The organism is Acinetobacter gandensis (assembly GCF_001678755.1).
Lineage (GTDB): Bacteria > Pseudomonadota > Gammaproteobacteria > Pseudomonadales > Moraxellaceae > Acinetobacter > Acinetobacter gandensis.
Genome location: NZ_LZDS01000003.1, coordinates 59,863 through 72,860, shown reverse-complemented (window position 1 = coordinate 72,860; position 12,998 = coordinate 59,863). Strand labels below are relative to the sequence as shown.

Genomic DNA, 12,998 nt, shown 5'->3' with positions numbered 1-12,998 from the left:
AGGTGATCTCTATAATATACACAGCCATTGGGGACGTGGCGAAATTGGTAGACGCACTGGATTTAGGTTCCAGCGCCGCGAGGTGTGAGAGTTCGAGTCTCTCCGTCCCCACCACTAAATATTAAACTTCGGTTTGATAGTTAGGCTACAGAGGATTGGTGTAATGGTAGCATGACGGTCTCCAAAACCGTTCGTCAAGGTTCGAGTCCTTGATCCTCTGCCAAGTTTTAAATTAAAAGTCTGATTGATTCAGCAACCCTGTTGGGGACGTGGCGAAATTGGTAGACGCACTGGATTTAGGTTCCAGCGCCGCGAGGTGTGAGAGTTCGAGTCTCTCCGTCCCCACCACTTATTTATTAAGCGGTGTAACAACAGAATTTGAAACTAATATTTTAAGTCTGATTTATTCAGCACCCTGATGGGGACGTGGCGAAATTGGTAGACGCACTGGATTTAGGTTCCAGCGCCGCGAGGTGTGAGAGTTCGAGTCTCTCCGTCCCCACCATTAAATTAAGCAAGGCATTGGCCTTGCTTTTTTGCGTTTGGGGTGTCCAAATTTTTCAAATGCAAAATGTATATGATTCGCCTGATATATACTGAAATATTGCTATAGGCTTCTAAAACAGCTCACTATTTAAGATGCCTTGCGTTCTATTAAGAGTTGTTTTGTCACACAAGTGTTGAAGCACTTAACTACGATTCTTAACTGTGAAAAATTACATAAATGCTGCTATAAAAAAAGCCCGAAAAATCGGGCTATTAATGATTTAAATTTCAAAAAAATTTTTGAATTAATTCATTTATTTCAAAAATTAAAAAAAGAATCAGATCGGACTTAAGCCTTTAAGTGATCTTCAAATTCTTCACCAAGCTGCATAGCTAAAGCATTACCAGATAAATCCACAGTTACAAGACCGTATTCTTTTTTAAAGCTGAAGGTAAAACCGCGGTTGTCCGCGAGTGAGCGTACTGAATAACCAAGTTTTTCTAACCAAAGACGAAACGCAACCACATTTTTTGCTTTAACTACTTTTTTCACGAGCGAACTCCTTATCAATCATTCTTTATTAAATAGGGGTGTCAAAATATTTTTTAAAGGGCGAAAAGTTAAGTTTTATATAAAATATTCAATTTTGAGTGATTAATAAACAGAAATAACTTTTAATATAATATTTTTATATCATAAGTTTTTGTTAATACATGAAATAATCTTAATGTAAGTAAATATTATTATTTCATAAATTGTTCATAGTGAAACAAAGCTTTTTAAAAGATTCTACAGATGCTTGATAAATGGAAACTAGATATAGTGCGATAGTACAAATTAAATGTATGCTGGATCTAAAGTGTTTTGATCCTTCAAATCGGGATGAAGTCATGTTGAATTGAGTGAAGTTGGCTAAAGGTAATATTTGAAAAGTGAACTAAAAAGCAGTTTTTTAAAATTGTGTGAAATAATAAATATTATATAAAAATTAATTAGTTATGATTGTTTAAATCATGCTTTGACTGCGTATAATGCCATTGCTTTTGATATTAATTTTAACAGTTGTGAATAAAGTTATACTTCTTTGCATTCCATTTATTAGTCTATTTTGTACGGTTACTTTGGCTGCTGTACCCCAAATGATCGGATGACGACACTTATTCAGCAGGTCAATGCAGCTCAGCACAATGCAATCCAGAACAAAGAGGAAAGGGTTTTAATTGGAAGGGCAAGCTGGAAAATTTCTTGTCGTATACAGGCCAACGACAATTTGCATTTCTGTATGATGCGTAAAAATCATATTACGGTGATGCGTTTAAATGATGATTACAGTATCAGTGTTGGTCATAGTCATGCGAAAAATACACTAAGTTTTCTAAAGGTCGATCATCATTTAGCGGTCAGTGCGCGTGAGGGGCTATTTCGAGATGCAAATGATCTAGTGATACAATTTAAGCAAGGCAATCTGTTGAGAATAGGCTATCAATTAACAGGTGCTGATACTGTGCAATATAGTGAGCTTTCGCTGATTGGCTTTAATGATGCATTTGAAGATATGCAGGCTCAGTTTAAGCAAAATCGATAAAATAAATATTCATAATGAAAGGTGTATTTGTAGAAAACTCTACTAAATCCATATTTGAAAACTTATATACTGTGCGAGTAGCAAATATGATGAATGAATATGCAAACGATTGAGCAATATGTGCATGAAGAAATTGAACGTATACAACAGCAGGGGAAAGTACCGGTTGGGGTGATGTTAGGCCATGAAGATTGGTTGGTTTTTTCAGAACAATCTAAAGTTTCATATACACCTTTTGGTAGTGCGCGTCGCTATCAGCCTGCTTTGGGTGGATTGCTTTTAGTGCGTATTGATGAAATGCAAGCAGTGCGTGTTGTTACCCAAACCGAGTTGGATGTATTTGCAGTTACCAACCAGATTTTGTAAGCAATTACCTATTTTATAAAAAAGAGGCAGTCATAAGCTGCCTCTTTTTATATGTTTTCATACTGATCAAATCAAAAATTATCTTTTAAATCACGTAAGCGTTTAAAATCTTCTACACTTTCAGCACGTAAAAAAGGGTTGGTTTCAAGCTCTAAAGCGATGCTACTGGGCAAAGTGCATTGACCAATCATGCGTAAAGATTCAACCTCTTCAAAACGTTGCTGAATCGCGATATTGTCAGGTTCAACATGCCGTGCAAACTGCGCATTTGAAAGTGTATATTCGTGGGTGCAGTAAACTTTTGTTTCTGCTGGAAATGCTGCAATACGTGCTAAAGAGTCGTACATTTGCTCATATGTTCCTTCAAAAACACGTCCACACCCCATAGCAAAGAGCGTATCTCCACAAAATAGGGTGTTTATGTCATCGATAAAATAAACAATATGGCCGAGTGTGTGTCCAGGAACAGCAGTAACTTCAACTGTAAGACCATGAAATTCGAATATGTCATCATGATCTAAAGGAAAATTAATCCAAGGAATACGGGATAATTCAGCACGTGGCCCATAGATTGGAATATTTCGATCTTGGATTAGTGCGGGCACCCCGCCAACATGATCTTTATGCCAATGTGTCAGCCAAATTTGTTGAAGTGTTAAGCCATGTTCTGCACAGTATTGTTCAACCAATTCTGCTTCTGTCGGGTCGACAGCAATGACCTCATGGCTCGGTATATGTTCGAGTAGCCATATATAGTTTTGTAGGGCATTTTTGACATCTAATGTGTGTATTTTAAAAGTCATTTTCACTCTTACAATTGGGTTTGTTTTATTTAAATTAACATGAAATGCAGTGTAATGGCTTATTGATCATGTGGTTGTGAAGGAGATAATCCGTATTTATCTGCATCACGAAAGCTAAGGAATTAAAAACTTTTTTTATTACGACCAAATCAATTAGGATTACTGTTCTAGATCATCTACCGAAATGGCTTGACCAATCGTATAGAAATGTCCACCCGCGACGTGATGCAAACTTTTCCATTCATCTGCAACATCTTGGTAGTACCAATGACCATCTCGAAAAACACGTTCATCAGCATATGCCGCAATGACTTTACCAATGAACAGATCATGATTTTGTTGATTATGTGGTTCAGATATTAATTGGCACAAAATCCAAGCGGAACAGCCTTCAACCAGTGGAATATCGGCATCGTGCATCTTAAATAATTCAACACCACATTGGCGTAATTTTTCGGGAGCATCACGCTGGCTAATCATGCCGAGGGCATACACCATTTTCAGTTGCTTTAACGTCGGAACTTGTAAGGCGAAATAACCTGAATGTTCGATAATTTCGCGCGTTTTTGTGGCTTTATCGAGTACAACAGTGACCTTGGCTGGACTAAATTCTAAAGCACATGCCCAAGCCGCAGTCATGACGCCAGTTGTTTGCTGGTCTTGTGCTGAGACTAAAACGGTCGGGCCGTGGTTAAGTAAACGATAAGATTTTTCAAGAGGAACGGGACGAAGATGCGCTTTCAAATTTTATCCTTATATTGAGCCGCCAGTGACTGATCATGTAGGCGAATCGTTAAAATTAAGATTTACATAGCATATAACGCATGTAATGTTTTCAAAAGCCTTTAAAATAAAACACATATTTAGGAGATTATTCATGAAGATGTATCAAGTAGACGCATTCACGCAAGAATTATTTAAAGGAAATCCTGCTGCGGTCATTGTGTTGGACGAGTGGTTAGATGAAAACTTGATGCAAAAAATTGCGCTAGAAAATAATTTGTCTGAAACAGCTTTTGTGAAAAAGTTAGATGAAGCAAATTATGAAATTCGTTGGTTCACACCGACAACGGAAGTTGATTTCTGTGGTCATGCGACGCTTGCCAGTAGCTATGTTTTGTTCCGCTTTTATACACAGTTAAAAGCCATACAATTTCATGTTAAAAATCTGGGCATATTTGCAGTTAAACATGCTGAAGATGGCAAGATTTTAATGAATTTCCCTCAGCGTAAAGCACAGATCGTGACTGAATATCCTGTAGAGTTGACCCAAGCCTTGAGTCAACCGTTTAAGCAGGTGTACCTGAATGCACAGGCTTATATTGTTGAATATGAAACCGCGCAACAGGTCTTAGATGAACAACCTGATTTAGCTGTATTAAAACGTCTTGGTAAAATAAGAACGGCGATTACAGCGCCAGGTAGCATTACGGATGTTGCGATTACTGCACAAGCAACGAATTATGACTGTATTTCACGCTATTTTGCACCAGGCAATGGTATTGACGAAGACCCTGTAACCGGTTCAATTCATACGGGAATCGTGCCGATATGGGCAGAAAAATTGAATAAAAAGAACATTCTTGCATATCAAGCATCAGCGCGTGGTGGTGAATTACATTGTGTGATGCAAGATGATGATCGAATTGAAATTTCAGGTTATGCACGATTATATATGCAAGCTGAAATTGAAATTTAATAAAATTAAATCAATTACATGCTGTCTTAAGTGACAGCAGGTTTTTAATAAAAAGTTACTATCATTCAATAAAATGAACGAATAGAATCATCAGTGAAATGATCGAATCTAAAGAAATTCGATGCCATCGATAAACAGGATAAAGAATTTACATGCGTATTAAACAACTCACGCTTTCACTTTTATTTGCAGGTTTAAGCACCACACTTTTGGCTCAACCTGTTTTGGTTAAATCAGAACAATCAATTGAAGAATATAAGCTTGATAATGGTTTTCGAGTGATTCTTGCGCAAAATAATAAAGAAAGTAAAGTGTTTATGAATACGGTGTATTTCACTGGTTCATTGAATGATCCACAAGGTAAAGGTGGTTTGGCGCATTTGCTAGAGCATTTAGCTTTTAAGGGTACTGAAAATGTCAAAGGTGATGAATTTCAGCGTCGACTCGATCAGTTCACTTTAATGACCAATGCCAGCACCAATTATTACTCCACCAAATATACCAATGTGGTTCGACCTGAACAAAATGCGCTGGATCAAGTTTTGCATTTAGAAGCAGAACGTATGGACAAATTGGTATTACAAGAAAAATTTGTCCCGACTGAAATTGATATTGTGAAGCGTGAGCGCGAGATTCGTTTAGATCAGCCATTTTCAGTATTGATTGATCAAGTGTGGAAAGCGGCTTATGGCAATCAACATTTAGGACGTTTGCCAATTGGTGACTTGAATGAACTTCAATCCATCAATATGAAAGAATTAAATCAGTTTTATCGCACTTGGTATGCACCCAATAATGCGGTGATGGTGATTTCGGGGAAGTTTGATAAAGCTGCGGTGCTCAAACAAATTGATAGTCAATTTAGTCCAATTGCATCTCGAAATATTCCCGCTCAACCCAAGGTTCCTGTACTGGATGCGAGTAAAATTAAACAACGCGAATTTACTGTGAATAAAGGCAGTGATTTTGCTAAATTTAATATTTACTTAAATGGCTCTGTTGAAAATATTAAGCCTGCATTGGCGGTGTCACCAACTTTGTATACCTTGCAGCCAAGCGGTCATCTTTATCAAAGTGTCGTAGAAACAGGTACAGCGACAGCAGTACAAAGTTCAACATGGCTAGATAAGGACTTTAATTTAGTCTTTATGGGCGCTATTTATGCGCCAAATCATGATGCGAAAAAAGTTTCGAATGGACTCATTCAAGGCGTAGAGAAATCTAAACCATTTGATGAAGTTGAGTTAAATCGTGTCAAAAGCATGACTCGTAACATGGCAGATAATATTAAGAACAATGCGTCTGCTTTGGGTGAACGATTAAGTGATTATACTGTGGCTTATAATGGTGATTGGGCACAATACTTTAAAGATTTAGATAAAGTTCAAAACCTCAATGTTGCTGATGTAAATAAAATTTATAAAGATTTTCTAAAGCCGGAGTATCGTATTACAGGCAACATTTTGCCCACTCCAGAAGACCAGAAAAAAGCACAACAACAAGCAGCTGCAAAACCGACTGAAACTTTAGATAAACAAGCTGAAGTTGAAGAACCGTTAAAAGATGTAAGTGTTTATCGGGCTGAAGTTAAGCAGTATGTGCAAGAGTCTAAACAGTATCTGAATCAAAAAGAAAAACAGATTCAGCGAGGAAAATTAAAAAACGGCATCCAATATGCTTTATTTCCAACGCAAACCCGTGATGATAAAACCTATGCAACAGTAGCACTAGATTTTGGTACAGCGCAAAGTTTAATGAATAAAGGCGAGTTGTTAGATTTAACGGCTTACCTCATGTTCCGAGCATCCAAAGATCAAAGTCTACAGCAAATCGCCGATAAAATTATCGATGTAGGTGGTGGCGCAACGGTGAGTGCAACGGGGAATGGTTTTACAATTCAAGTGGTTGCACGTAAAGAAAAATTTGCAGAATTTTTTAAGTACGTTATGGATGTTGTGAAAGCGCCTTCATTTGAACAATCACAATTTGACTTAATTAAGTCTCAGAGTTTATCGAGTTTAGATCGTCCATATACTGAGCCTGATACTGTGTCTGCAATGACTTTATCTCGTTTAGTTGAAATCTACCAACCAGGTGATATTCGTTACCATTTTGAACCTGAACTGGCGAAGAAACAATTAAATGCTGCGACACGAGATCAAGTACAGCGACTACATCAGCAGTTCTTTAAAACGCAACATGCGCAAATTGCTGTGACTGGTGATTTTGATGCGAAACAAATTGAAAAAATGCTAAAAACAGAATTTTCAACTTGGACGACACAAGAACCGTATGCACGTTTGGATTCCAAATACACAGCTTATCCTGCGCAAAAAGTCCATGCATTGTCTGAGCAACGTGAATTTGGTAGTTATCAAGCAATTATGACGTTCCCTGTTGGGGTGGAACATGCCGATTCGCCTGCATTACAGGTATTTCGTCATATTCTTGGTGACTCACAATTGTCATCACGATTAGCGCAAGAATTGCGTGAGAAGAATGCCTTAGTTTATGGGTTTAGTGCAGATGTAAATTTTGATGACTGGGTGGATTCGGGTGTATTAAGTATTGGTGCGAACTACACTGCCGGAAAGTCAGCACAAGTTTCACAAGCAGTGCATAAAGTGCTTCAGAGTATGCTGAAAAACGGCGTCACTGAGCAAGAAGTAGAAGCAGCTAAAGCCAGTATGTTGAAAAAACGCTTAACTGCACTTGAAGATGATCGTCGTATTCACAGTATGCTCATTCCACAATTGGAAAAAGGCCGTGATTTAAATTATCGTGAAAAGCGTGACCGAGCGATTGCTGCATTGACTAAAGCAGATATTGATGCGGTTATTAAAAAGTATATCCAGCCGAATCAACTGGTTGAGGTTATGTCAGATCAATATGGTCAGGCAGAAAAACCAGCTAAGTAAGTATTTAATTATTGCGATAAAAAATCCTCCATTTTGGAGGATTTTTTGCTTTTAATATTTACAAGCGATAGAACTGGCGCGCATTGTGTCGAAACACATCTGCTAAAGCTTCAGGATTGTAGGCCGCCACAGCATCAGAGAATGCATCAATAATATTAACGAGCGTTGTACTTACACTATCCATAGGGAAATTGGATGCGAACATAACACGATATTGCCCAAAGGATTTTAATGCGTGTGTGATAAGTGGCAGTGCACAATCAAATACTTCGTCTTTCGATGCCAAACGATTTTCTTTATGGAACTGATGTCCGAGTACTGGCATGAATAAGCCAGACATTTTGGTATATACATTCGGACAAGACGCTAATTCGGCAATGTCATCTTTCCAACGGAAAATAATATTGTCACGTGCAGTTTGAGTTAAACCTGTATGCGAACCGACAGCACCAAAAGCACCTACAGGTGTACCAAAGTGATCAAGGACAATTGACGTTTCAGGAAAGGCACGTGCCAGTGCTGTTACATCTCGTATTTGGTCTGAATATACCCATGCATCAAAACTTAGGTTCATTTGAGCTAAAGCTTCAAAACCTTTCATAAATTTTTTATTGGTATAAAGATGCGGTTCTTTGGTCCATGCATGAATTTTCGGATCTTCGTGCACTGCAGCTATGCGTCGGATACCTCTAAAATGCGGTGAAGCCTGTTTGTGCATTTTTAAGATTTTTTTAAAGTTACTATCACAAGGGTCTGCAGTCCCTACAATTCCACCTAAGCCCACTGTACGCTCATTAAAATCTAAAGATTCAATAAAACGCGTTTCTCCAACTACACCTTTGCCTTTATTGTCATGCCAATTTGCCTCGACATGTACAATTTGATCAACTAAGTAGTGTCCAGTATCTTGTTTATAGTCTTCTGGTAAATAGGGTGCAGTGACATGTGTAGTTAAGCCTACAGTATCCAGTAAATGCTGAGGCTGTACAAAGCGAACCATTTTGTCGAGTAGATAAGGATGTTTACCTAGAAGTTTGACAGCGAGGGCTGCGGCATGTGGTGTGTTGTAAGGATCCCATTGGTGGATATGTGAGTCGACTATGGGAAAATCGAGTTTCTGCATTTCTTTCCTTGATCTAAATCCATATGAATCATCAGAGATTATTGTATTTTTGCCTAAAAGAGGGAAGTCGCATACTAAAATTAGACGAAATGATGTAAAACATTATCATAAGACTATTTTAAATCAATGCTTTGAATAGATGTAATAGTGCTAAAAAAAAGCCCCGAAGGGCTTTTTATTAATGCTTGTGGTCGTGATCATGTTTGTTGGCATGAAACTCTTCGTTGTGACGGAAACGAAGATAGTTTTCAAATTGTTCGCAGTATTCGTCATAATTATCTTCAAGCATCATTTGGAACTGTTGAAGTATATAAGACATGACTTGCTCTTTGGCTTCACGCATTTCATTACCATCTTTGAAACCGTTGGCTGCTACCCAAGTATTAAAACGAGCAGTACCGAATAACATTGCGGCACTCACTTGACCACGCATTTCAGCAGGTTTGACTTGTGAACCTTTTTCAACACGACAAAATTCATTGGCTTGTTTAATAAAATCATCAGCACGTTCAAAAAAAGCAGCATTCAACGCTTCTTCTTCGGTAACATCAGTTGCTTCAATCTTTTGAACCATGAATGAGTCCTAGCATAAAAATCTAATAGCGTATTATAGGCAAAGCCTTGCAGAAACTAAACCTTTGACTTAATCTAAAAATAGCCTAAGTGTAAAAATGGATTCTTGCATGCAAAATGCGATTGCAGTTCAAAGCCTTAAAAGTGATATTGCGTTGTTACGTCAAAATATTTGGCCACCGGCAAATTTAGCCAATGTAGAAGGCCTACCAATTTACTACGGTACTCAAGCGGAAGTTGCAGAATATTATGCGCAGTGGACAGGTTTAATTGAACGAGCACAAGACTTATTTCAACCGTTTATGGAAGATGAAGTTTTGGATGCGATTCATTTGCCGAGTCACCTCAATTTGCCTTTATTTTATTTTCATGTTGATCGTATTCGGATTAATAAAACGCGGGCTAAAGAATCCAAAACGTTTCGCGGTATTGCAAGCTTAGTTGAAAAATGCGGCCAGTATGAGCCCGAACAAATTCAAGCGATGCGCCAATGGTTAGATAGCGATGATACGGCTGCACTGGTGGCACATCGTGAATTTATTGATTTACGTACTTATGTATTTCAACATGGGCAAAGTGATTACACGCGTACCCGATTTTATGTGAATGGTATTGTCCTCAGTGTGGAGTCAGACTTTGTGCTGGTTGATGCACGTGATAAGCCACGAAAAGCCCGCAGCGATAGCTATAGCGATCCATTGGGCGATAACAATACGTGGAAAGTGTTTGGTAAATATCGTTAATAAAATACATTGAAGACGAAATGAAACCGTGTATTGATTTAAAGAACAGGGCAGTTGTGTTTAGGATTATTTAAACCGCGGCTATGTGTAAATAAAGCCAAAAGTGCTAACCCGACAAAGATCACTACAGTATAGAGTAAAATATTGGCATTAAAATGATCAACCACATACCCACCAAAGACTGAGCCAAAAGCAATCATCAGTTGGAAAATGCCGATAAATAAAGGCATGCCTTTTTCTACTGCTTCAGGTGCGTGTACAAACATCCAAATATTTGCAGTTGTTGGAAACGCACCAAATGCAAAACCCCATAATGCTGTGAGAACATAAGCGCTGCTTAAATGAATCGCAAAATGTGGGAAGCTAAAAAATACGATAATAAAACTGATTGCAACAAATGCGAGGGTATAACGCACATTGATATTACTGCTATAGCCAGCAAATAAGTTGCCGAAAAACCCACTAACACCATAGATCAGTAATAGGCTACCAATAGTAGCGCCATCAAAACCTGCCTGATTTTTAAAGAATGGGGCTAAATAACTATAAGATGAAAAATGTGCGAAACCAATTAATAAGATAATCACAAGACCTTTACGCGCTTTATGATTTTGGATTAAGGCGGGTAAATCTTTCCAGCGGATGGCAGAAGTTGGCGCTAAACGTGGCAGAAATTTGTATTCTAGCGCAATAATCACAGCACCTATCAATGCGATTGATTGAAAAGCACTTCGCCAGCCAAGCCATTCACTGAGCCATGTACCAAGTGGAACACCTAAGATGGTTGCCAATGTGACACCCGCCATGACGATTGCCGTCGCTTTGGCTATAGCTAAATGGGGTGGCGCGACACGACCACTTAAAGCAATTGCAGTGGCCCAAAAACCGCCAATAGCTATACCAAGTAAAAATCGGCTGAATAACACCAGAGCAAAACTGTCAGCAATGCCTGTAATAAAATTTGAAATCACCATAATGGCTGTGAGTGCAATCAGTAGCTTTCGACGATCAAGTTGTTTAACGGCAACAGATAATACAGGTGCGGCGATTGCACCCATAATGCCAGGAAGGGTAATAACAAGGCCTGCTGTACCAACGCTGATATCTAAATCTTGCGCAATTGAATTTAATACACCAATGGGGAGAAATTCACTGGTTACAAGTGCAAAAGCTGTAATAGCAACCGTTAAGATGGCGAACCAGTTACCTTCTGACTTTGGCGATGGGTTGGTTAGAGATGAATGCGTTGCAGATGCGTTGGGTGTCTTTTTGACCTGAGTATTCATGTTGATACTCCCATTAATTTAATTAAATAGTGATTGTTATAAAATTAAACTATTTGATTAAATACGGAGCGTCAATTATTTTAATAGTGAACGTTATAAAATATAAATGATAGCTTATGATGGATAAATCAAAGCAAGAAAATCAAAGTGTTTGCAACGAGCAAAATACTAAACGTCGCGGGCGTCCGAAATGCTTTAATGAGCAAGTTGCATTAGAACAAGCGATGTTATTGTTTTGGCAACATGGCTATGAAGGCACATCCATTAGTGACTTAACTCAAGCTTTGGGTATTACTGCGCCAAGTTTATATGCAACCTTTGGAGATAAAGCAGCGTTATTTGATCGATGTATTGTGCATTATGTACAGCAAGAAGCCATGCCCGCAGAGCAAATTTTGCAAACAGCTACAACTGCGAAAATAGCAGTTGAGTTGTATTTATATGAGAGTATTCGGCATCTTGTACAAAAAGATAAGCCAAAGGGCTGTATGTTGGTTGTTGCGACAATGAACTGTTCACAACAGAATACTTTTTTACAAGAGCATCTTAAACAAATTCGTTTGCAAAGTCGGAATAAATTATTAGAGCGGCTTAATCTTGGATTTGAACAAGGTGAGATAGCTAATTTAGATAAAGTGATGCAGCTTTGTGATTTTTATACGACATTGTTATATGGCATGACCATTCAGGCAATAGATGGCGCGAGTGCTGATCATCTACATAGTATTGTTAAGAATGCTATGAACATGTGGGATCAGATCATTTTTCAATCATGCTTAAACTAAGTTTAGTTCTCATATTCGTTCTCATAATTTTCTAGCTAATGAATGATTAATTTTTTCAAAAAGCTTTAATAGTTAAATAAATAGTGCTTATTTATAGCAATCAGTTATGGATTTGAATTCAATATAAATGAATGATGCCTATTTACATGGATGAATACTGATATTGGCTAATTCCATGACGCTAATATTACCTTCTACCGCTGCGAAATCATCACTTTGGCTTGAGAGAGTTAAACATTCTCCTGACTTGACGCTAGCGAGTAATTGAGCTTGTTGTTTATTAATATTTAAACTGTAAATACTGAGATTTCCTTGATCCGTTTTAATCTGATAGGACTCATCACCATAATCTGCTGGATCATTTCGCAGCACTTTAAATGTGTGTTGCGTTGAATCTAAATTTGAATTTGAGACATTTTCTAGTTGAACGGATGATGTTCTACGCAGTTCAGTACTTTGTATTGCTTTGTGTTGTTCGCTGCATCCAATAAGGTGAAGACTTAACCCAACAGTGAGAAAGAGTGTGAGAGAAGTTCGGAATGAATGAATTAAAAGCGTGAGTATTTTCATAGAGAAACCACCCTAAACTTAACTTTTCAGATGATTTATTTTATCGGCTTTTAAATAAAA

13 protein-coding genes and 4 tRNA genes are annotated in these 12,998 nt (G+C 38.0%); 10 read left to right on the top strand and 7 right to left on the bottom strand.

Going from position 1 to position 12,998, the window contains the following annotated elements; all coding sequences use genetic code 11:
- Window positions 1-29 precede the first annotated feature (29 nt).
- The 4 genes from A9J31_RS02280 to A9J31_RS02265 all read left to right on the top strand — a co-directional run bounded on the left by A9J31_RS02280 (window position 30) and on the right by A9J31_RS02265 (window position 505).
- Window positions 30-114, top strand: a tRNA-Leu gene (locus A9J31_RS02280).
- A 35-nt stretch (window positions 115-149) separates the two neighbouring features.
- Window positions 150-223: transfer RNA gene (locus A9J31_RS02275), tRNA-Trp, on the top strand.
- A gap of 40 nt (window positions 224-263) precedes the next feature.
- Window positions 264-348: transfer RNA gene (locus A9J31_RS02270), tRNA-Leu, on the top strand.
- A 72-nt stretch (window positions 349-420) separates the two neighbouring features.
- Window positions 421-505: transfer RNA gene (locus tag A9J31_RS02265), tRNA-Leu, on the top strand.
- Between the two features lie 330 nt (window positions 506-835).
- Here A9J31_RS02265 and A9J31_RS02260 read toward each other — a convergent pair.
- The gene (locus tag A9J31_RS02260) at window positions 836-1,039 is read right to left on the bottom strand and encodes a hypothetical protein (protein WP_067762165.1); all 204 of its coding nucleotides are present in this window, start codon (window positions 1,037-1,039) and stop codon (window positions 836-838) included.
- Window positions 1,040-1,769: 730 nt separating this feature from the next.
- Between A9J31_RS02260 and A9J31_RS02255 the strand changes: the two genes are divergently transcribed.
- A complete protein-coding gene (locus A9J31_RS02255) occupies window positions 1,770-2,072 on the top strand; it encodes a hypothetical protein (RefSeq protein WP_067762163.1) in 303 nt (100 codons plus the stop codon).
- Window positions 2,073-2,165: 93 nt separating this feature from the next.
- Window positions 2,166-2,438: a hypothetical protein gene (locus tag A9J31_RS02250; RefSeq protein WP_067762161.1), complete on the top strand. Its 273-nt coding sequence runs from the start codon at window positions 2,166-2,168 to the stop codon at window positions 2,436-2,438.
- A gap of 71 nt (window positions 2,439-2,509) precedes the next feature.
- Here the strand turns inward: A9J31_RS02250 and gloB are convergent, their stop codons facing one another.
- Together gloB and A9J31_RS02240 are read right to left on the bottom strand one after the other, a co-directional pair.
- Entirely contained in the window at window positions 2,510-3,241 is a 732-nt protein-coding gene (gloB, locus tag A9J31_RS02245; protein WP_067762159.1) for a hydroxyacylglutathione hydrolase, read from the bottom strand.
- A 159-nt stretch (window positions 3,242-3,400) separates the two neighbouring features.
- Window positions 3,401-3,985: a flavin reductase family protein gene (locus A9J31_RS02240; protein ID WP_067762157.1), complete on the bottom strand. Its 585-nt coding sequence runs from the start codon at window positions 3,983-3,985 to the stop codon at window positions 3,401-3,403.
- A gap of 133 nt (window positions 3,986-4,118) precedes the next feature.
- Here A9J31_RS02240 and A9J31_RS02235 point away from each other — a divergent pair, with 133 nt between their 5' ends.
- A complete protein-coding gene (locus A9J31_RS02235) occupies window positions 4,119-4,940 on the top strand; it encodes a PhzF family phenazine biosynthesis protein (RefSeq protein ID WP_067762155.1) in 822 nt (273 codons plus the stop codon).
- Window positions 4,941-5,092: 152 nt separating this feature from the next.
- Entirely contained in the window at window positions 5,093-7,858 is a 2,766-nt protein-coding gene (locus tag A9J31_RS02230) for a M16 family metallopeptidase (protein ID WP_081410242.1), read from the top strand.
- A 58-nt stretch (window positions 7,859-7,916) separates the two neighbouring features.
- Here the strand turns inward: A9J31_RS02230 and A9J31_RS02225 are convergent, their stop codons facing one another.
- Window positions 7,917-8,981 carry an amidohydrolase family protein gene (locus A9J31_RS02225; RefSeq protein WP_067762151.1) on the bottom strand — a complete coding sequence of 355 codons (1,065 nt, stop codon included), beginning with the start codon at window positions 8,979-8,981 and terminating at the stop codon, window positions 7,917-7,919.
- A 178-nt stretch (window positions 8,982-9,159) separates the two neighbouring features.
- Window positions 9,160-9,555: a DUF3144 domain-containing protein gene (locus A9J31_RS02220; protein WP_067762146.1), complete on the bottom strand. Its 396-nt coding sequence runs from the start codon at window positions 9,553-9,555 to the stop codon at window positions 9,160-9,162.
- A gap of 109 nt (window positions 9,556-9,664) precedes the next feature.
- Between A9J31_RS02220 and A9J31_RS02215 the strand changes: the two genes are divergently transcribed.
- Window positions 9,665-10,297 (top strand): hypothetical protein, encoded by a 633-nt coding sequence (locus tag A9J31_RS02215; protein WP_067762144.1) that lies wholly within the window; start codon window positions 9,665-9,667, stop codon window positions 10,295-10,297.
- A gap of 38 nt (window positions 10,298-10,335) precedes the next feature.
- On the opposite strand, the gene A9J31_RS02210 is transcribed toward A9J31_RS02215, so the two are convergent.
- The gene (locus A9J31_RS02210) at window positions 10,336-11,583 is read right to left on the bottom strand and encodes an MFS transporter (RefSeq protein ID WP_067762142.1); all 1,248 of its coding nucleotides are present in this window, start codon (window positions 11,581-11,583) and stop codon (window positions 10,336-10,338) included.
- Between the two features lie 119 nt (window positions 11,584-11,702).
- On the opposite strand from A9J31_RS02210, the gene A9J31_RS02205 reads away from it, so the two are divergent.
- Window positions 11,703-12,368 (top strand): TetR/AcrR family transcriptional regulator, encoded by a 666-nt coding sequence (locus tag A9J31_RS02205; RefSeq protein WP_067762139.1) that lies wholly within the window; start codon window positions 11,703-11,705, stop codon window positions 12,366-12,368.
- 138 nt (window positions 12,369-12,506) lie between these two features.
- Here A9J31_RS02205 and A9J31_RS02200 read toward each other — a convergent pair whose 3' ends face one another.
- On the bottom strand, window positions 12,507-12,938 hold the full coding sequence (locus A9J31_RS02200) for a hypothetical protein (RefSeq protein ID WP_067762137.1): 432 nt from the start codon (window positions 12,936-12,938) through the stop codon (window positions 12,507-12,509).
- Between the last annotated feature and the right edge of the window lie 60 nt (window positions 12,939-12,998).